This window comes from Glutamicibacter sp. PAEs-4, from assembly GCF_051161755.1.
Lineage (GTDB): Bacteria > Actinomycetota > Actinomycetes > Actinomycetales > Micrococcaceae > Glutamicibacter > Glutamicibacter nicotianae.
The window spans coordinates 3,425,950-3,442,881 of record NZ_CP195017.1 but is presented as its reverse complement, the minus strand read 5'-3'; the positions used below and the strand labels follow the sequence as shown (position 1 = coordinate 3,442,881).

The window sequence follows — 16,932 nt, the reverse complement described above, 5'->3', positions numbered from 1 at the left end:
TGGGGTCATGGGCACCGAGCTTCCGAAAACCAGCAACCCCGCGGCCAGGGCCTTCGAGCAGGCCGGCATCACCAGCCTCGAGCAGGCGGGGCAGGCCGGCGCCGCGGCGCTGCTCGCACTGCACGGCGTGGGTCCGAAAGCCATCCGCCTCCTGAGCGAAGAGCTGGCCGCGCGAGGCCTGGAGATGAATCCTTGAACTGCCCGGCTCAGCCGCGCGGCAGGATCTCCAGATGGTGCTTTTCCGGTTCCACCAGATGCTTCGCGTACTCGGTGTGCTTGGCAACGTAGGCCTTCACGTACGGGCAGACCGGAACGATTCTGGCGCCGCTGGCGATGGTGTTCTCCAGCGCGAATTTCACCATGATGCCGGCCAGCCCTTGCCCGCCATATTCCTCATCCACGGTGGTGTGGAAGAAAATCCGCTCGACTCCTTCTGAACCGTCGAAATCGCGGTAGTGCGCCGCGCCGATCATCTTCCCGTCATCATCGAGGGCGAAACGCTGGCGCTCGGGCAGGAAAACTGGCTTGATATCGCTCATGGAAAGCTCCTTGGTGGCTAGGCGGGGTTCACCCGCGGGCGAAGGCGAACGGTAGGAAGCGCCGGGGCCGGCAGGGCTGCCGGGGTATCAGTCGGGAAAGGCCCGAAGCGGTCCTCGGAGGCGTCCCCGGGCTCCGCCCCGATTTCGGCTTGCCACTGCGCGCGGAAGGCGAGGACTTCCTCATGGGTGCGGCCCACGAAGTTCCACCACATCAGGATGTCTTCCTTCAGCGGTTCACCGCCGATGAGCAGCGCCAGCACCGGCTGGTCGCCGGACCTCAGGTGCAGGGTTTTGCACCCGGCCTGCACGAATCCCAGATCGCGCGGGGCGAGCTCATGGCCGTTGACTTCGAGGCTGCCGGAGTCCAAGAGGATCCCGTGCTCATGGTGCTCGGGAACCACGACGTGGATTTCGGTATTCGGCTCGAGGCGCAATTCCGCGCCGCCGAGCTCGGTGTGGGTCTTCACCGGGGAGGCGGAAGATTGCCCAGCTACCGCGTAGGTTCCCAGGAATACCGATAGCGACCAGCCCTCGGCGGTCAGCGGTTCCGGGCGGTAGTTCTCGAAGGTATGCTCCATGTCCCGCGCATGATCGGGCAGCGCGGTCCATAGCTGGGCGCCGTGGAGGATGGTGGTGTCCTCGGTGAGGATCTCCGAATGGCTGATTCCGTGGCCGGCGGTCATCAGGTTGACCTCGCCCGGGCGCACGGTTGCCTTGAAGCCGGCAGAATCCATGTGGTTGATCTCGCCGGTGAAGAGCCAGGAGACGGTCTGCAATCCGGTATGCGGGTGCCGGGGCACGTTCATCCCGCCGGTGACCTTGACGTCGTCCGGACCGTAATGGTCAAGGAAGCACCAGGCGCCAATCAGGCTGCGCTGCTTTTGCGGCAGCGTGCGGAAGACAGTCATGGCCCGCGGGCCGCCCAGCGGCACTTCGCGTGGCTCGAGGATTTCAACCTCTGCCCCGGAGCGCAGTGCATGGCAGTCGATCTCCTGCGGACTCTGCTCAAGATTGCTCATAGGCCAAGGCTATTCACTGCCGCCCGTTTTGACTACTCGCTCCGCTATTTTCCATATCGCCGGAAGCCATGCCATTCCACTGTGCGCGCTTGGGCCCGGTCGCGACATTTTCGGCCGGGGTACGATCGATGCAGTGGTATTAGGCATCTTTCAAGGAGCTTGCAGCAACGTGGACAGTGCAATTCTTCGCGACGAAGATCTTCTCAAGCTGGAAAAGCAGGTCTGCTTCGGCCTGGCCGTAGCCTCGCGCTCGGTGATCTCGGCATACAAGCCCGTGCTGGATCCGCTGGGACTGACTCATCCGCAGTACCTGGTGATGCTGGCCCTCTGGGATCTGGGACCGATCAGCGCCAGTGGCCTCAGCGGGCACCTGCATCTGGATCCGGGAACGCTCTCGCCGCTGGTCAAGCGGCTGGAAACCGCCGGGCTGGTAGCCAAGACGAAGAACCCGGACGATGAGCGGGCAGTGGTCATCCAGCCCACGGAGAAGGGCGCAGCGCTGCGTGCCGAAGCGGTGAAGGTGCCCCGAGAGATGATGGCCCGGCTTGCCCTCTCGGAGAAGGATGTCCTGGAACTGCGCAGCATCCTGGACCGCATGATCGCCGCTGGTGCGAACGCTCCGAAGAGCTAGGGCCAATTTAGTTGGTGCACCAACTAATGACGTATGATTGATGTGCAAGCACTTGCACGTCAGATGACCGAAGAGGACGACGATCATGGATGAATCACCCCTGCCGATCATTTCCGATACCACCGGACTGAGCGTCGGCTACCGCATCTTCTGGCGCCTGAAGTACCTGGGATTGTCGATCTTCGGTCCCGCCGAGCGCCGCGTCCTGGCCAGCCCGCGCGAACGCATCAAATGGGATCGCGCCATGAAGGTCATGCGCGCCCATGAAGCCGCCGGAACCCTGCCGGATGAGCAAACGCTGTACACCGTGAGCCGCATGGAGCCCCGCCGCCCGCAAGGCTAGCCCGCGCAGCTGAGCCCGAAAGCGGGCCGCGATAGAATTGAACCCATGGAATCGATGACTGAGCTTGTAGTCGCCCGGCAGTTTTCCGCACCGAAGAACGCCGTCTGGGCTGCCTTTGTCGAACCGGAAATCATCGCCCAATGGTGGGGGCCGGAGGGCTGGCTGGTCGAGGAAGATTCCGTCGTCTTCGAAGCCAAGGTCGGCGGCCGGCATGAGCTGAACATGGTGCAGGCAGGGAACCCGGAAGCCAAGGTGCCGCTCAAGGCGGTGCTGACCGCCTTCGACGAGTACGAGTGCCTGGCCAGCGCCGACGGCCCGCACGAAATGACCTTGGACCTGGTAATCGAGACCCGCATCGAATTCAAGGAATTCGCCGGCCAGACCATGCTCACGCTGACCCAAACCCCCTTGCCGCATGAGGTGATCGAGTCCAGCACCCAGGCATGGCACTCGGCTTTCGCGAAGCTCGAAGCGCTGCTGGCAGAATACTTCTAGGCCCTACTGCGCAGCAGCGGAAGAAGCGGCGAAATAGCTGCGCACGCCGACCAGCTTCGCTGCCTTGCCGGCCGAGGCGAACCGCAGCACGTGGCTGAAGGGAGTTTCCCTGCCGCCACTGGTGAAGATCCCGTCCGCGCTGCCTTCCTTGCCGTGGGTGAGGATGCTCAGGAAGAGCACCCTGCTGGTCTCGGGGCGAGCTTGGACCCACTGTTCCACCGCGTCGCGTCCATGCAGGGCCTGCTCGCCCGGGAACTCCCACACCACATCCTCGGCAAGCCACTGGCGCAGTTCTGCCAGGTCCTTGCCGTGCAGCGCAGCCAGCAGCCCCATGATGATCTGATGGCGCGGGGCGTTGCCGCAGGTCGCCGGGGTCTCAACTTCCATGCCCGGTCCTCCTCGATGATGCCCGCGGCCTAGCCTCGCCCGATGTAGGGCATGCCGCCAGCGGTGATGGTGAATTGGTTGATGGACGTGCCCAATGGAATCCCGGCGATGTATGCAACGGCTTCAGCGGCTTCGGCCAGCGGGAAGGTCGGCTCGACGAGCCGATGTCCGCTGGGCTGCAAGGCTCCCTCGGTGGCGCCGAAATCATCGAGCAGGTCGCTGGCGGTGTTGCCGATATCGATCTGGGTGGCCCTGATCCGGTGCTCGCGCCCATCGAGTTCAAGGCATTTGGTCAGGCCGGCGATGCCGTGCTTGGTGACGGTATAGGCAACGGAGTTCACGCGCGGCACCTGCGCCGAAATCGACCCGTTGTTGATGATGCGTCCCCCGCCGTGCGCCTTGAAGTGGGTGAACGCCGCCCGGGCGGCGTTGATGGCTCCGGTGAGGTTGATCCGGCACACCTCATCCCACTGGGCAGGGTCCAGCTCGTCGATGGCTGCAGGGGGACCGAAGATCCCTGCATTATTGAACAGCACGTCGACCGATCCGAAACGGTCGGCGGCTGCGGCAAACAGCTGATCCACGGCCTGCGGATCACTGACATCGGTGGGGACCACCAGGGCGGAGCCATGTCCTTGCGCCGTCTCGTGCAGCTTCTGCGCGGTGCGCCCGGCGAGCACCACATTCCAACCCTGCTCCAGCAACAGGCGGGCGGTGGTGCGGCCGATGCCTGATCCTGCACCGGTGATGACGATGGTGCGCGGGGCGTGCGGGGCGTTAGATGCTTGGGACATCAATTCTCCTTGCGGAAATCTCAACGGCATTAGGGTGAGGCGCGTGGTCCCATCCTAGGAATTCGGGCCGCGAAACCCCAGTTTTCTTCTGCATGTTGCGTCGCATCCCCGGCCGCGTTTCCCGGATCAGCCTGGCCGGCTACTAACCTTGAAGTGGCCGGTTCGCGCAATCCGGGCCGAATACCCCGGAAGGAGTCTTGTGTTCCTCGACGTGCTTTATGGCGTGCTGCCGCTGTTCTTCGTCATGCTCACCGGCTACGCCGCCAGCCATGCTCCCAAGTTCCCGGCCAGCGTGGAACCAGCACTGAACGTATTCGTCTTCTACGTCGCCCTGCCGGCCCTGCTCTACAAGGTGGTGGCCCGGGCGGACATCAGCGACGGCGTGCCGTTCGCATTCCTGTGGATCAGCATCGTCTCGGCACTCGTGTTCGCGCTGATCAGCTGGCTGGCTTTCCGCTATCTGCTGCGCGCAGACCGGGCGCGGGCGCTCGCCGGCATGCTGGCCACCAGCTTTGGCAACGTCTCGTATCTGGGCATCCCGATCGTCCTGGGCGTGATGGGAACCGAAGCCGGTTTCGCGGCGGGCATGGGGCAACTGGTCCACAACATCATCTTCATGGTCGGGTTCCCCATCCTCGCCCAAATCGTCCTGCCCCACGCAGGCGGAGGAGAGCACAAGGCCAGTGCTGCGCGCATTGCCCGAACCGTGCGCAACGCCCTGGTCTGCAGCCCGGTCACCTGGGCGATGCTCGTCGGCGGGGCGGTAGCAATCTTCGCAGTGCCGGTGCCGCAGCCGGTGGACGACACCATCGACCTGGTGGCCGCCGCGGCTGCGCCGGGCGCGCTCTTCGTCATCGGCATGTCGCTGAAGCGGACCATTGACCGAGCACGTTCCAGGCGCCGGGCGCCGGCGGCCGCGGACGGTACCGCGCCAGCAGCCCGTTGGGCGAAAATTTCCATCGCCACCATGGTCGTGGGCAAGCTCGTGGCATTCCCCGTGCTGGTGGTGGCCATGCTGCTTGCCTTCGCCCCTGAGCTGGACCGCATCTGGTTCAATTCGGCGGTGCTCATGGCGGCCATGCCGGTGAGCGCGACCGCCTACATCATGGCGCAAAACGACACCGGGGATGGCGAACCGACCGCGGTAGCCATCGTCATCACCTGCGTCCTGTCGGTCATAGCATTGCCGGTGCTGGCGCAGCTGGCGCTGAAGTAGCCTTCCGCGGAGTCCTTGACCTTTGCCCCGACCGGGGACAGGCTGGTAGCACCACATGCCAACCGGCGAGGAGCTTCCAGCCGCAGAGATGAGATGCAGGGATTAAATGAAGAAGTTTTCGCTGACCGCCATCGCCCGGGCCCAGCTGCGCGATGCCGAGAACGCCGGCAATGGCCGCGCCGCCAGCACGGTGTTCGGAGGCCATGAGCACACGCTGCGCCAAACTGTCATCGGGATCAAGGCCGGCACCGAGCTGCAGGAGCATGCGAATCCCGGCGAAGCGACACTGCTGGTCCTCGACGGAAGGGTCACCGTCTCATCGATGGGCAACCAGTGGGAGGGGCGCAGCCAGGATCTGATCGTGCTGCCCGAAGGTCGGCTGAAAATCAGCGCTACCGAGGATTCCAGTGTGCTGCTCACGGTGGCCAAGATCGATCGCTAGGCGGAAGCGAAATGCGGGTCAGCCCACGTCAATGGGCGGGCCCGGTCTCGGTAACGGCTCATGCCGCTGCATTCGCGTTTGCGGCGTCCCAGAGGGCAAGCGCGGGCGACCGCGAACCGGATTAAAAAACGCAGAGGCCAGGTCCCGACGCCTCAGGGGTTGACCTCTGCGTGGTCTTGAGGGGCGACTAGCGCCCTTGATGCTGGCCGAATAGGCGGCTGAACAGCGAGGGGACCTCGCGGGTGATCCGCGGCTGGCGGGCGATATCGGGATCCAGGCCTTCGATAGGCTGGAACAGCCCGGTGCGCAACGCGTCGGTGGTGGCAACGAGGCGCTGGCCCTCCGGTGAGCAGTTGATCTTGCCAGTGTTGATAGCGGTCATTGCGACCCTCCTTCGCGATTCTCTATTTCCATAATATGGAAATTATGTTTTGCCTTGCGAAACCATTATGTGCACCATGGTGGATTGTTGGCAATAGCTGGGCGCAAAATTTTCTATCCGCAATGCGGAAAACTTTCATAAATCACACTTGTTAAAGATTTTCCGGCTTTGACTTGACGGCGACGCTGTGAGGTGGATTACAGTGGTGGCACAAGGTTCCACGAAACCAGCATCGAGTCGAAGCCGAAGTCTCCTTCGGTGGTAAGGGTGTTCAGCCAAGGTCCGTGGAAAGAACGACCGTTTGAAAAGAGCTGATCACCCGATGCGACTAGACGTATTCAATCAATTGCCCGCAGCCGAGGCGGCAGATGTCCTGCGCCCCTGCGTGGATGTCGACCGCTGGATCGATGCACTTGTTTCCGCCCGTCCTTTCAACAGCTTCGAAGAGCTTTCCAGCTATGCGCTGCAGGACGTCGCCCCCTTCAACCGCGAGGAAATCGCCGCCGCCTTGGCGCACCACCCGCGCATCGGCGAACAAGCGCAGGGCAGCAGCAAGGAAGCCGACCTCTCGCGTGGCGAACAGGCAGGCCTGGACTTTGATGGCGATGTCACCTCTCGCCTGGCCGCGGCCAACAAGGCCTACGAGCAGCGCTTCAACCGGGTCTTCCTCATCCGCGCCGCTGGCCGCAGCTCCGAAGAAATCCTCGCCGAATGCGAACGCCGGCTGGCCAATGGCGAGCAGGAAGAACTTCTTGAGGTTGCCGAGCAGCTGCGCCAGATCGCGCTGCTGCGGCTGCAGAACGCGGTGGACAACTAAGCCAATGCCCGGGGTGCACACCCCGCGCATTTACCGACCCCTTATCCCTCCGACAGCTAGGAGATGAACATGGCAGATGGCAACGGCGAACGCAGCCACATCACCACCCACATACTCGACACCGGGACCGGGAGGCCTGCCTCCGGTGTCAAGGCCACGCTGGAAGCCAAGACGGCATCCGGCTGGCAAGAAATCGGTTCAGGTTCCACGGATGCCGATGGCCGCATCAAGAACCTCGGACCGGTACAGGTTGAAGCCGGCCGCTACCGGATTTCCTTTGAGACCGGCGGCTACTTCGGGAAGCAGGGAACGGAAAGCTTCTTCCCCGCGGTAAGCATCGATTTCTTCGTCAATGACGTCGACGAGCACTACCACGTACCTCTTCTTATCAGCCCGTTTGCATATTCCACGTACCGAGGAAGTTAGAACCATGACTACCGAAATCACCGCCCCAGCAGACACCAAGATTGTGCTGGGCTCTAACCAGTACGGCAAGGCCGAAGTCCGCCTGGTCAAGATCACCCGCGACACGGTTCGCCACCAGATCCAGGATCTGAACGTCACCAGCCAGCTGCACGGCGACTTCACCGCCGCGCACCAGGATGGCGACAATGGTCGCGTTGTCGCCACCGACACCCAGAAGAACACCGTCTATGGCTTGGCCCGCAACGGCGTGGGTGCCATCGAGGAGTTCCTGGTGCAGCTTGGCGAGCACTTCACCGGGGAATTCGATTGGATCACCGGTGGCCGCTGGGCAGCCCAGCAGTTCTTCTGGGACCGCATCAACGACCACGACCACGCCTTCTCGCAGAACAAGTCCGAGGTCCGCACCGCCGTGCTGGAAATCGGCGCCGACGGCAAGAAGTCGATCGTTGCAGGCCTGGAAGACCTCACCGTGCTGAAGTCCACGGGCAGCGAATTCCACGGCTTCCCGCGGGACAAGTACACGACACTGAAGGAAACCACCGACCGCATCCTGGCCACCGACGTGACCGCGCGCTGGCGCTACACCGAGCAGGCCATCGCCGAGGGCATCGACTTCGACGCGGTCTACACCTCGGTGCGCCAGCTGCTGCTGACCCGCTTCGCCGACACCCACTCGTACGCGTTGCAGCAGACCATGTTCCAGATGGGGCAGGCAGTGCTCGAAGCGCATCCGGAAATCGCCGAGATCAAGATGTCGCTGCCGAACAAGCACCACTTCCTGGTGGACCTCGAGGTCTTCGGCCAGGACAACCCGAATGAGGTCTTCTTCGCGGCTGACCGCCCGTACGGACTGATCGAAGCGACGATCACCCGAGAAGGCACCGAGGCGAATCACCCGATCTGGGCAAATATTCCGGCATTTATCTAAACGAACAGCGTTGAAGGTGTGCCGGTGCTGGCACACCGGCACACCTTTGGCAGCGACTGACGTAGGAGGTCAGCCTTGAGCGCTACACAAGATGAATCTATCAAAGGCAATCGTCCCGAGGACGCCAAGCTTCCGCTGGGGAAGTCCTTTGCCTATGGCTTGCAGCATGTCCTGACGATGTACGGGGGAATCATCGCCCCGCCGCTGATCATCGGCAACGCCGCAGGGCTGGCTCCGGACGAAATCGGCCTGCTGGTCGCCTGCTGCCTGTTTGTCGGCGGGCTGGCCACCATCCTGCAAACCGTGGGCATCCCGTTCTTCGGTGCGCAGCTGCCGCTGGTCCAGGGCACCTCCTTCGCCTCCGTGGCCACCATGGTGGCCATCGTCAATGGCGGTGGCGGCATCCAGGCGGTCTTCGGCGCGGTGCTCGTCGCTGCGTTGATCGGCTTCCTCATCGCACCGTTCTTCGCCCGCATCATCAGATTCTTCCCGCCGGTAGTGACCGGCGTGGTCATCACGATGATCGGCATCTCGCTGACCCCGGTTGCGGCCAACTGGGCCATGGGCGGGGACGCCAAGGCCGAGGGCTACGGGTCGCTGGCCAACATCGGCCTGGCCGCCGGAACGCTGCTGGTGGTCCTCCTGCTCTCCAAGGTCGGCAATGCCGCGATCTCCCGCATGTCGATCCTGCTGGCAATCGTGCTGGGCACGGTGGCCGCGGCACTGCTGGGCATGGCAGATTTCTCGCAGGTCGGCCACGGCGCGATCTTCGCCTTCCCGCAGCCGCTGGCCTTCGGCATGCCGGTCTTCGAAATCGGCGGCATCATCTCGATGACCATCGTGGTGCTGGTGATTCTCACCGAAACCACCGCTGACATCCTCGCAGTGGGCGAGATTGCCGGCTCGAAGGTGGATTCCAAGCGCATCGCCGACGGCCTGCGCGCCGACATGGCTTCCTCCGCGGTAGCCCCGATCTTCAACACCTTCACCCAGTCGGCCTTCGCGCAGAACGTCGGCTTGGTGGCCATCACCGGAATCACCAGCCGCTTCGTGGTCGCTGCCGGCGGCGGCATCCTCGTGGTGCTCGGATTGCTGCCGATCCTCGGCCGGGTGGTCGCGGCCATCCCCACCCCGGTGCTCGGCGGTGCTGGCATCGTGCTCTTCGGCACCGTTGCCGCCTCCGGAATCCGGACCCTGTCCAAGGTGAAGTACGACGGCATGAACCTGGTGATTGTCGCCGCCTCGATCGCCTTCGGCTGCATCCCGATCGTGAAGCCCGACTTCTATGCAGGATTCCCCACCTGGTTCGAGACGATCTTCCACTCCGGAATTTCCTCGGCAGCCGTGATGGCCGTACTGCTGAACCTGCTGTTCAACGAGCTCAAGTTCGGAAACACGAAGAATGCATCAGTCTTCTCGGCAGCTCCACCGCGGATGGTCAAGACCGAGGAAATCTGCGGACTGCTCGAGGGCGACCACTACGTGGGCGGCAAGCTCATCGACAAGGAAGGCTACGAGATTCCTGTAGTCACGCCCGATGAGTTTGAGCAGATCCAGACGGGGGCCATCGAGATGCCTGTACCCAGGCTCGTCGGGAACCCGGAACACTAAGCCGGAGCAGGCAGAGCCCGAACAGGACAAGAATGACCGCGACGAGATGGACAAGGATCCATCCTGAGCGAGGCGAACGCCCGCAGGCCCGAGAGCCTGCGGGCGTTCGCCCGTGGTGGGCTCAAGACCTCGATGGATTGGTCCACAGCAGTGCGCCTAGCGCTGGGAACCTCCTACCCCCGAGCCAGGCGACCAGGGATCGGTTCCGGGTGTCCAGCATTGAGTTTCTTCTCAGCGGCGCGTATCGCCGACTGCGTGCACCAGGCGGCGACCGCCGCAGCCAAGGCGACGAGTGCAGCGGCTGGCAGCAGGTAGGCTGCGTTTTCCGCGCCGATGAGCAGGGCCATCAGGTGCCTGCAGGAATGCAGAGGAGTGCCGCCGTTGCGGTGGCTGTTGGAACCAGCCGCTGCATAACGCCTGCGGAGCTTCGATGATGCCGGAAGGCGAGCACTGCATAGACCCCGCCGGCAACCAGCAGCCCGTGCAGCGCCCCGAAGAGCAGGCCGTACATGAATGTGATGACCGTATAGCCTGCAGGCCCAGGGAGTTCGAGAGCGACGACGCATATTGTGGCCACCAGGATGCCGGCTGCTGTTCCGCGCATCAAGAGTGGAAGCGGGAGTTCCGAGGGATGCGTCAGGTGAAGGCGGTTCATAGGGCCAGACTAGGCCATCGCATGGCGGTGATCTGCATTCGCCGACCAGGTCCTGCCATCTTCGGACAATGGCAGGCCTATCTCTAATGGCACGATTGCAGAATCGATATTGCTCTGCCGGCTCACCTGCATCGCCAGCCTGTGTTGGGATGGGACCACCTCCATTTAGTTGACACATGACCTGCGCCACGCGGCTAGCGTGAATACAGTTTCCTGTTCCCCAACCGGCACATGCTGGCCGCGTGGCTGCGGTTCAAAGTCCACGGGATGAATCATGGAGCCTGTCAGGTGGATGATGTAAGTCCCCACTTAATTGAAAGAAAGAGACTAGGAAAAACACGATATGACTATCCTGAAAGACCAGGCTACTAACAAACAGTAATACCCAATTTTCTAAGTGCAGGATAAAATTCGTCTCGATACTCGCGTCGTAGCATTTGAGGAAAATTGAAAACTAAATTATCTGCCCTAGTCCTCAGCGTTGCACTAGGGCTCGGCACGGTTGTCGTATTGCCGGCGCAAGCCAGCTTGGGGGACTGCACCGTCGAAGGCAGTAGCGCGGTTTGCACTGGGGTTGACCAGCGGTCGCTGCAAGGCAATAGTTCTATTACTGAATTGAGTTTGGTAAATGCGCCGATTAATCGCGATGTCCTGAAAAGTATGACCGCATTAAACCGCCTGGCGTATTACGGTCCGATTGATGTGGACTTGCGAGAATTCTTGAACGCACCAGCCTTAGAGCACTTGGAAGTCACGTTCGACACGAAGCCCATCCGTGTGCTGGCAGGTACTGAATTCAAGCTTCAAACTTTCAAAGGTTTCGACGGCGAACCTTTCAGCTTGGAAATCGGAGACTACTTTACGAGCGACGGATGGACAGATCCGCCAGTCAAGCAGGTGGGGTTTAATACTTTCGTTGCCCCCAGGGCAACGTATATTCGATTCTTGGATGGATACTACGAGGGCCAGCACAAGTCAGACGGACGCAGCCTGCAGTACAACATCCATGTCGGTGAACAATATCTTGTCTCTGCGTACGAAGAATTGTCATGGCTGGGTACGGGGAAGCTACAGGCTACCTATACCCCCTTCGGCGAAGCTTCAATCTTGAATCCGTCGGCAACAACGGTTCCCGTAGGTACTTGGGTGACTGTTGCAGGCAGCAAAACCTCCACCGGCTTCGCCATGAAAACCAAGTGCATTTGGAGCCGTGGCAGCACAATAGTCCAAAAATCAAAAAGTGGAGATTCGGACGGATGCGCTTACAAGCTGAGCAAAGCAGACTCCAGCAAAAAGCTCACAGTCAAAGCAACGCATCATGAGTACTGGGGCGAAACAGAATACTGGCAAAGCACCACGGAAACCTTCTCCAGAATTTTCACTGTCCAGGATCCAATCCTGTTAAAACTGGGGCGGATTGACTCGGCGCAGGTAGGGAAGAAGCTCACTGCTAAGGTCTCCAATGCGCCGTCAGGTGTAAAGTTCAAGTACCAGTGGCTTCGTGCAGGGGAGAGCATTAAGGGCGCCAACAAGTCCACTTACACGCCAACCACTGCGGATTTGGGCAAACGCCTCGCTTATTCGGTCACGGGTTCAAAATCTGGAATGTACCCGGTTGTCCATACCTCGTATGACACCTCCCGGGTCGCAAAGGGAAAATACACTGTCACTAAAGCGCCGCGTATCAGTGGCAAGGCAGTCTATGGACAAACACTGAAGGTCAATCCTGGCACCCGTTCCACCAAGCCGGGAAAGTTTAAGTACCAGTGGCTGCGTGATGGCAAGACCATCAAGAACGCTACGAAGACCACCTACAAACTGGGTCTGTCCGATATAGGCAGGAATATCAGCGTCCGAGTCACCGCCAGCGGTGCCGGATTTGCAACCCAGACAAGCACCACTGGTAAGACCAAGAAGGTAGCCAAGGCGAAGTTCACGGTAAAGAAGGGAGCATCCGTATCGGGCAAGATGAAGGTTGGCTCGAAACTGAAAGCCAAACCCGGTTCGTGGAGTCCGAAGCCCGAGAAATACAAATACCAGTGGTACCGTTCTGGCGCCCCGATCAGCAAGGCCACCAAGTCGGCATACAAGGTGACCTCGCGGGACCGGGGCAAGGTTGTCTACGTGAAGGTCACCGGAAGTAAGAAGGGCTACGCCTCGAAGACCTCAACTTCTTCGGTTAAGTAGCATCGTCAGCGACTGGCCGACAACTACTTGTTCACGTGGTTGTCGGCTTTTACACCCTGCCCGACTCAAGACGGACGATGTAACCTCATGACCAATACGGGGATGAAGTTGCCCGTACTTCGATGAACTATTGGCTACCTCCGAGCACAATCGAATGACGGCACTTTCGAATCATGTCCCACATACTTACTTTTTAAATGTGTGATGTCTCAAGACACCGGTGACACTTGTGTCTCAGGACATCGGTAACAGATCAGACCGGATCACTCTGTCTGCCAGGGTTGAGTGAGACCATCAATTCATAGCAAGTAAACCTTCCCCCTCCGGAAAAGCTGGGGGAGAACCCCCGCAATCTAGCGGATATGTTCCCGGGCAAAGATATATGTCCACCACGTCATATACCACCTCGATGGGTTCATAAGGCCCCGGATTACCCTGCGTGGCAGTAGCCAAACCGCCGGTTTTTGCAATAATGACCGTTGTGAACATTGCTCAGCCCGGTGAAGGGCACCCGAATAATAGGCCTCCGTCAATGGCGGATGTAGCGGCCGTGGCAGGGGTGTCGCACCAGACTGTGTCGCGAGTGCTCAACAACCACCCCAATGTCAGGTCCGGAACTCGCGACCAGGTCATGGAAGCAATCCGCAAACTGGGGTATCGCCGCAATCGAGCTGCCCGTGCTTTGGCGACATCGCACTCCAGCACCGTTGGGATTCTGACCGTCGGCAGCGAGTTCTTTGGACCGCAGTCCACTGTGCAGGCCATCGAAGCCGCGGCCCGCGCGCAAGGCTACTTCGTGAGCGTGACCGCATTGGATCGCTACGACGCTCACAGTGCAACCGAAGCCTTGAACCACCTGGTTGACCAAGGAGTTGACGGTGTGGTGATGGTCGCGCCGTTCGAAAAGGTCATTGACGCCCTGGATGATGCGGCGCTCAAGATCCCAGTGGTGGTTGTCGCCGCCCGCACCAGCGTTCCCGCCTCGGATCCGGCTCGCTACGTCTACGTTGACCAGCGCGAAGGCGCACGCCTGGCTACCGGACACCTCCTGGCTTTAGGCCATCGCAAAATCGCCCATGTCTCCGGGCCGACAGGCTGGTTCGATGCCACTGAGCGGCAAGTCGGCTGGCAGGAAAAAATGCTCGAAGCCAAGGCGCCGATTATAGAAGTGCCCGCCGAATCATGGCTGGCGCCCAGTGGCTACGAGGCGGGCAAGAGGCTGGTTGACTCGGTGCGCGTCGGGGAAGTGACGGCAGTCTTCGCCGCGAATGACTATCTTGCCACTGGCATCCTGCGCGCCTTCTGGGAAGCCGGGCTGGATGTGCCAACCGATGTGTCGGTGATCGGTTTCGACGATCTGCAGATTTCGAATTTCCTCATCCCATCGCTGACCACTGTTCGGCAGCCATTCAGGGACGTCGGGCATGCGGCACTCACGGAATTGCTCGAAGGCGACACCGCGGATAAATCTCCAAAGGTGATCGCTCCAACGCTGGTCATGCGGGCGAGCACGACCCCGCTGAAGTCCCAGTAATTCTGCTCTAGTTGCCCGCATCTCGACAGCGGGTGTTGCGCATCACGAAATGTTAGCGCTAACATTACTTCGAAGTTCCTGCCGGCAATATTCCGAATACCTCGGAGTGCTGCTGGCGATGCGAAGACGCTGCCCACAAGCTGGGCCTCAGGACGGAGAGTTCATGGCCATCGCGCCCCAGGATGCAACTGCTGCCCAGCTCATCACCAGCGGCCAAGCCGTGCTCGGCATCGAACTGGGCTCCACCAACATCAAGGCCAGCTTGATCGGCCCGGACTTCCAGCAGCTGGCCAGCGGAAGCCACCAGTGGGAGAACCAGTTCGAAGACCAGCTGTGGACCTACTCGCTGGATGCCATCCGCACCGGCCTGCAGCAGTGCTTCGCCGCCGTGCTTGCCGACTGCCGCCAGCGCTACGGCGTTGCGCCCAGCAGCTTCGCCTCGATGGGCGTCTCGGCCATGATGCACGGCTACCTGGCCTTTGGCCAAGACGGCGAACTGCTGGTTCCCTTCCGCACCTGGCGCAACACCAACACACGGGTGGCCGCCGAGCGGCTGACCGGAGCCTTCCGTGTCAACATCCCGCTGCGCTGGTCCGTTGCCCACTACTTCCAGGCCATGATCGATGGCGAGGAGCATGTGCCGCAGGTCCGGCACTTTACCACCTTGGCTGGCTATGTCCACACGCTGCTCACCGGCGAGAAGGTGCTGGGGATCGGTGATGCCTCGGGCATGTTCCCCATCGACACCGCGACCGGCACCTACGACGCCGCGATGCTCGACGCCTTCGACGAGATCTCAGCGTCCTACCAGGCCACATGCACCCTGGCCGAGCTGCTGCCGGCAGTCCTGCCAGCCGGCGCGGCGGCAGGAAACCTGAGCGAAGCCGGCGCCCGCCTGCTCGATCCCACCGGCCAGCTGCAGCCCGGCACCCCGTTCTGCCCGCCCGAAGGCGATGCCGGAACCGGTATGGTGGCCACCAACTCGGTGGCCGTGCGCACCGGCAACGTCTCGGCCGGCACCTCGATCTTCGCGATGCTGGTGCTGGAGCGGCCGCTGGCCGGAGTGCACCACGAAATCGATGTGGTCACCACCCCGGCCGGCGACAGCGTCGCCATGGTCCACTGCAATAACGGCGCAAGCGAGATCGGCGTCTGGGCCGCCGTGTTCGGCGAGTTCGCCAAGGCGCTGGGCGTGGATGCCTCCAGCGACCGTATCTTCGAGGCGCTGCTCGGCTCGGCGCTGGACGGCCAAGCCGATGGGGCGGGCCTGCTGGCCTATAACAACCTGTCCGGCGAGCCGGTCACCGGCCTGGAGCAAGGGCGGCCGCTGGTCATCCGCACCCCGGACTCCGCATTGACCCTGGCCAACCTGATGCGCGCCCAGGTCTACGGTATGTTCGCCACCCTGAGCCTGGGCATGAAGGTGCTGGCCGCGCAGGGCGTGCGGGTGGAAAAGCTCAATGCCCATGGCGGCATCTTCCGCACCGCCGGGGTGGCCCAGCGCTTCCTGGCCGCCGCGCTGGACACCGAAGTGAGCGTCTCGGAAACTGCTGGCCACGGCGGGCCGTGGGGCATCGCGGTGCTGGCAAGCTTCCGCCAGTTCATCGAAGCCAACCCGCAGGCCAGCTTGGATTCCTATCTGGACGAGCTGGTCTTCGCCGAGGCCAACACCAAGGACGCGGCCCCATTGCCTGAAGATGTGGTCGGCTACAACGCCTGGCTGCAGAACTATGAATCCGGATTGGCCATCCAGCGTGCGGCCATCGCCGCCCTTTAAGTTCCCAGCAGAAAGCCAAGAAAACATGAGTGAGCTCAAGTCGCTGGCGGATTATCCGCAATCGATGCAAGACGAGGTGGCCGCGGTCCGGCAGGCAGTTGCCAGCCTGCACGCCGAATTGCCGCGCTACGAGCTGGTGGTCTGGACCGCAGGCAACGTCTCCCAGCGCGTGCGCCATCCGCAGATCACCGATGGCAGCGCAGATCTGTTCGTGATCAAGCCGTCGGGGATTTCCTATGACGACTTGACGCCTGAATCGATGGTGGTGTGCACCATCGACGGCCAGCTGCTTGAGGGCGAGCATGCGCCGTCCTCGGACACCGCCGCCCATGCCTACACCTACGAGCACATGCCGGAGGTCGGCGGCGTGGTGCACACCCACTCCACCTACGCCACCGCGTGGGCAGCGCGCGGCGAGGAAATCCCCTGCGTGCTGACCATGATGGCCGACGAATTCGGCGGACCAATCCCGGTGGGCCCTTTCGCCATCATCGGCGACGACTCGATCGGCCGCGGCATTGTCTCCACGCTGCGCGAATCCCGCAGCCCCGCGGTGCTCATGGCCAACCATGGGCCATTCACCATCGGCAAGGATGCCCGGGCTGCAGTCAAGGCTGCGGTGATGTGCGAGGAAGTGGCCCGCACTGTGCATATCGCCCAGCAGCTCGGGGACCCGCAGCCCATCGACCCCGCGAAGATCGACTCGCTCTACGAGCGCTACCAGAACGTCTACGGACAGTAAGGACATC

21 protein-coding genes are annotated in these 16,932 nt (G+C 61.8%); 14 read left to right on the top strand and 7 right to left on the bottom strand.

Annotated features, from left to right (window positions below; all coding sequences use genetic code 11):
* Positions 1 to 7 precede the first annotated feature (7 nt).
* Entirely contained in the window at positions 8 to 196 is a 189-nt protein-coding gene (locus ACR9WD_RS16220) for a hypothetical protein (RefSeq protein WP_066142870.1), read from the top strand.
* 10 nt (positions 197 to 206) lie between these two features.
* Here the strand turns inward: ACR9WD_RS16220 and ACR9WD_RS16215 are convergent, their stop codons facing one another.
* Together ACR9WD_RS16215 and ACR9WD_RS16210 are read right to left on the bottom strand one after the other, a co-directional pair.
* Positions 207 to 539, bottom strand: a complete 333-nt coding sequence (locus ACR9WD_RS16215) for a GNAT family N-acetyltransferase (protein WP_121867700.1) — start codon at positions 537 to 539, stop codon at positions 207 to 209.
* Positions 540 to 556: 17 nt separating this feature from the next.
* Entirely contained in the window at positions 557 to 1,558 is a 1,002-nt protein-coding gene (locus ACR9WD_RS16210; RefSeq protein WP_190264331.1) for a pirin family protein, read from the bottom strand.
* A 169-nt stretch (positions 1,559 to 1,727) separates the two neighbouring features.
* On the opposite strand from ACR9WD_RS16210, the gene ACR9WD_RS16205 reads away from it, so the two are divergent.
* The 3 genes from ACR9WD_RS16205 to ACR9WD_RS16195 all read left to right on the top strand — a co-directional run bounded on the left by ACR9WD_RS16205 (position 1,728) and on the right by ACR9WD_RS16195 (position 3,027).
* Positions 1,728 to 2,189 (top strand): MarR family winged helix-turn-helix transcriptional regulator, encoded by a 462-nt coding sequence (locus ACR9WD_RS16205; RefSeq protein WP_190264330.1) that lies wholly within the window; start codon positions 1,728 to 1,730, stop codon positions 2,187 to 2,189.
* An 85-nt stretch (positions 2,190 to 2,274) separates the two neighbouring features.
* Positions 2,275 to 2,532, top strand: coding sequence for a hypothetical protein (locus ACR9WD_RS16200; protein ID WP_052253948.1), 258 nt, complete (start codon positions 2,275 to 2,277; stop codon positions 2,530 to 2,532).
* A gap of 54 nt (positions 2,533 to 2,586) precedes the next feature.
* Positions 2,587 to 3,027: an SRPBCC family protein gene (locus tag ACR9WD_RS16195; RefSeq protein ID WP_434922441.1), complete on the top strand. Its 441-nt coding sequence runs from the start codon at positions 2,587 to 2,589 to the stop codon at positions 3,025 to 3,027.
* 3 nt (positions 3,028 to 3,030) lie between these two features.
* On the opposite strand, the gene ACR9WD_RS16190 is transcribed toward ACR9WD_RS16195, so the two are convergent.
* Positions 3,031 to 3,414 carry a nuclear transport factor 2 family protein gene (locus ACR9WD_RS16190; protein WP_052253949.1) on the bottom strand — a complete coding sequence of 128 codons (384 nt, stop codon included), beginning with the start codon at positions 3,412 to 3,414 and terminating at the stop codon, positions 3,031 to 3,033.
* A gap of 29 nt (positions 3,415 to 3,443) precedes the next feature.
* A complete protein-coding gene (locus ACR9WD_RS16185) occupies positions 3,444 to 4,208 on the bottom strand; it encodes an SDR family oxidoreductase (RefSeq protein WP_434922440.1) in 765 nt (254 codons plus the stop codon).
* Positions 4,209 to 4,407: 199 nt separating this feature from the next.
* Between ACR9WD_RS16185 and ACR9WD_RS16180 the strand changes: the two genes are divergently transcribed.
* Positions 4,408 to 5,424 (top strand): AEC family transporter, encoded by a 1,017-nt coding sequence (locus ACR9WD_RS16180; RefSeq protein ID WP_434922439.1) that lies wholly within the window; start codon positions 4,408 to 4,410, stop codon positions 5,422 to 5,424.
* A 106-nt stretch (positions 5,425 to 5,530) separates the two neighbouring features.
* Positions 5,531 to 5,866, top strand: coding sequence for a LuxR family transcriptional regulator (locus ACR9WD_RS16175; RefSeq protein WP_128470902.1), 336 nt, complete (start codon positions 5,531 to 5,533; stop codon positions 5,864 to 5,866).
* Positions 5,867 to 6,053: 187 nt separating this feature from the next.
* Here the strand turns inward: ACR9WD_RS16175 and ACR9WD_RS16170 are convergent, their stop codons facing one another.
* Complete coding sequence (locus tag ACR9WD_RS16170) at positions 6,054 to 6,248, bottom strand: hypothetical protein (protein WP_066142901.1); 195 nt, start codon at positions 6,246 to 6,248, stop codon at positions 6,054 to 6,056.
* Positions 6,249 to 6,570: 322 nt separating this feature from the next.
* Between ACR9WD_RS16170 and uraD the strand changes: the two genes are divergently transcribed.
* The 4 genes from uraD to ACR9WD_RS16150 all read left to right on the top strand — a co-directional run bounded on the left by uraD (position 6,571) and on the right by ACR9WD_RS16150 (position 10,030).
* The gene (gene uraD, locus ACR9WD_RS16165; protein WP_434922438.1) at positions 6,571 to 7,065 is read left to right on the top strand and encodes a 2-oxo-4-hydroxy-4-carboxy-5-ureidoimidazoline decarboxylase; all 495 of its coding nucleotides are present in this window, start codon (positions 6,571 to 6,573) and stop codon (positions 7,063 to 7,065) included.
* A gap of 69 nt (positions 7,066 to 7,134) precedes the next feature.
* Positions 7,135 to 7,491: a hydroxyisourate hydrolase gene (uraH, locus tag ACR9WD_RS16160; RefSeq protein ID WP_038993376.1), complete on the top strand. Its 357-nt coding sequence runs from the start codon at positions 7,135 to 7,137 to the stop codon at positions 7,489 to 7,491.
* A gap of 4 nt (positions 7,492 to 7,495) precedes the next feature.
* Positions 7,496 to 8,419: a factor-independent urate hydroxylase gene (pucL, locus tag ACR9WD_RS16155; RefSeq protein ID WP_038992811.1), complete on the top strand. Its 924-nt coding sequence runs from the start codon at positions 7,496 to 7,498 to the stop codon at positions 8,417 to 8,419.
* Positions 8,420 to 8,494: 75 nt separating this feature from the next.
* Positions 8,495 to 10,030: a nucleobase:cation symporter-2 family protein gene (locus tag ACR9WD_RS16150; RefSeq protein WP_434922437.1), complete on the top strand. Its 1,536-nt coding sequence runs from the start codon at positions 8,495 to 8,497 to the stop codon at positions 10,028 to 10,030.
* 173 nt (positions 10,031 to 10,203) lie between these two features.
* Here the strand turns inward: ACR9WD_RS16150 and ACR9WD_RS16145 are convergent, their stop codons facing one another.
* Together ACR9WD_RS16145 and ACR9WD_RS16140 are read right to left on the bottom strand one after the other, a co-directional pair.
* Positions 10,204 to 10,377, bottom strand: coding sequence for a hypothetical protein (locus tag ACR9WD_RS16145; RefSeq protein WP_434922436.1), 174 nt, complete (start codon positions 10,375 to 10,377; stop codon positions 10,204 to 10,206).
* Positions 10,377 to 10,685 (bottom strand): hypothetical protein, encoded by a 309-nt coding sequence (locus ACR9WD_RS16140; RefSeq protein ID WP_434922435.1) that lies wholly within the window; start codon positions 10,683 to 10,685, stop codon positions 10,377 to 10,379. The genes ACR9WD_RS16145 and ACR9WD_RS16140 overlap by 1 nt, the downstream gene beginning before the upstream one ends.
* Positions 10,686 to 11,132: 447 nt before the next feature.
* On the opposite strand from ACR9WD_RS16140, the gene ACR9WD_RS16135 reads away from it, so the two are divergent.
* From ACR9WD_RS16135 to ACR9WD_RS16120, 4 genes are all read left to right on the top strand, one after another.
* Positions 11,133 to 12,872 (top strand): hypothetical protein, encoded by a 1,740-nt coding sequence (locus ACR9WD_RS16135; RefSeq protein ID WP_434922434.1) that lies wholly within the window; start codon positions 11,133 to 11,135, stop codon positions 12,870 to 12,872.
* Between the two features lie 532 nt (positions 12,873 to 13,404).
* Positions 13,405 to 14,406 carry a LacI family DNA-binding transcriptional regulator gene (locus tag ACR9WD_RS16130; protein ID WP_434922433.1) on the top strand — a complete coding sequence of 334 codons (1,002 nt, stop codon included), beginning with the start codon at positions 13,405 to 13,407 and terminating at the stop codon, positions 14,404 to 14,406.
* A 163-nt stretch (positions 14,407 to 14,569) separates the two neighbouring features.
* Positions 14,570 to 16,183, top strand: coding sequence for a xylulokinase (locus tag ACR9WD_RS16125; RefSeq protein ID WP_434922432.1), 1,614 nt, complete (start codon positions 14,570 to 14,572; stop codon positions 16,181 to 16,183).
* A 25-nt stretch (positions 16,184 to 16,208) separates the two neighbouring features.
* Positions 16,209 to 16,925 (top strand): L-ribulose-5-phosphate 4-epimerase, encoded by a 717-nt coding sequence (locus tag ACR9WD_RS16120; RefSeq protein WP_121867671.1) that lies wholly within the window; start codon positions 16,209 to 16,211, stop codon positions 16,923 to 16,925.
* Positions 16,926 to 16,932: the final 7 nt, after the last annotated feature.

Coding starts and splice junctions, on each gene's coding strand:
- ACR9WD_RS16220 (WP_066142870.1), top strand. CDS start 8: ATGGGCACCGAGCTTCCGAAAACCAGCAACCCCGCGGCCAGGGCCTTC.
- ACR9WD_RS16215 (WP_121867700.1), bottom strand. CDS start 539: ATGAGCGATATCAAGCCAGTTTTCCTGCCCGAGCGCCAGCGTTTCGCC.
- ACR9WD_RS16210 (WP_190264331.1), bottom strand. CDS start 1,558: ATGAGCAATCTTGAGCAGAGTCCGCAGGAGATCGACTGCCATGCACTG.
- ACR9WD_RS16200 (WP_052253948.1), top strand. CDS start 2,275: ATGGATGAATCACCCCTGCCGATCATTTCCGATACCACCGGACTGAGC.
- ACR9WD_RS16195 (WP_434922441.1), top strand. CDS start 2,587: ATGACTGAGCTTGTAGTCGCCCGGCAGTTTTCCGCACCGAAGAACGCC.
- ACR9WD_RS16190 (WP_052253949.1), bottom strand. CDS start 3,414: ATGGAAGTTGAGACCCCGGCGACCTGCGGCAACGCCCCGCGCCATCAG.
- ACR9WD_RS16185 (WP_434922440.1), bottom strand. CDS start 4,208: ATGTCCCAAGCATCTAACGCCCCGCACGCCCCGCGCACCATCGTCATC.
- ACR9WD_RS16175 (WP_128470902.1), top strand. CDS start 5,531: ATGAAGAAGTTTTCGCTGACCGCCATCGCCCGGGCCCAGCTGCGCGAT.
- ACR9WD_RS16170 (WP_066142901.1), bottom strand. CDS start 6,248: ATGACCGCTATCAACACTGGCAAGATCAACTGCTCACCGGAGGGCCAG.
- uraD (WP_434922438.1), top strand. CDS start 6,571: ATGCGACTAGACGTATTCAATCAATTGCCCGCAGCCGAGGCGGCAGAT.
- uraH (WP_038993376.1), top strand. CDS start 7,135: ATGGCAGATGGCAACGGCGAACGCAGCCACATCACCACCCACATACTC.
- pucL (WP_038992811.1), top strand. CDS start 7,496: ATGACTACCGAAATCACCGCCCCAGCAGACACCAAGATTGTGCTGGGC.
- ACR9WD_RS16145 (WP_434922436.1), bottom strand. CDS start 10,377: ATGGCCCTGCTCATCGGCGCGGAAAACGCAGCCTACCTGCTGCCAGCC.
- ACR9WD_RS16140 (WP_434922435.1), bottom strand. CDS start 10,685: ATGAACCGCCTTCACCTGACGCATCCCTCGGAACTCCCGCTTCCACTC.
- ACR9WD_RS16130 (WP_434922433.1), top strand. CDS start 13,405: ATGGCGGATGTAGCGGCCGTGGCAGGGGTGTCGCACCAGACTGTGTCG.
- ACR9WD_RS16125 (WP_434922432.1), top strand. CDS start 14,570: ATGGCCATCGCGCCCCAGGATGCAACTGCTGCCCAGCTCATCACCAGC.
- ACR9WD_RS16120 (WP_121867671.1), top strand. CDS start 16,209: ATGAGTGAGCTCAAGTCGCTGGCGGATTATCCGCAATCGATGCAAGAC.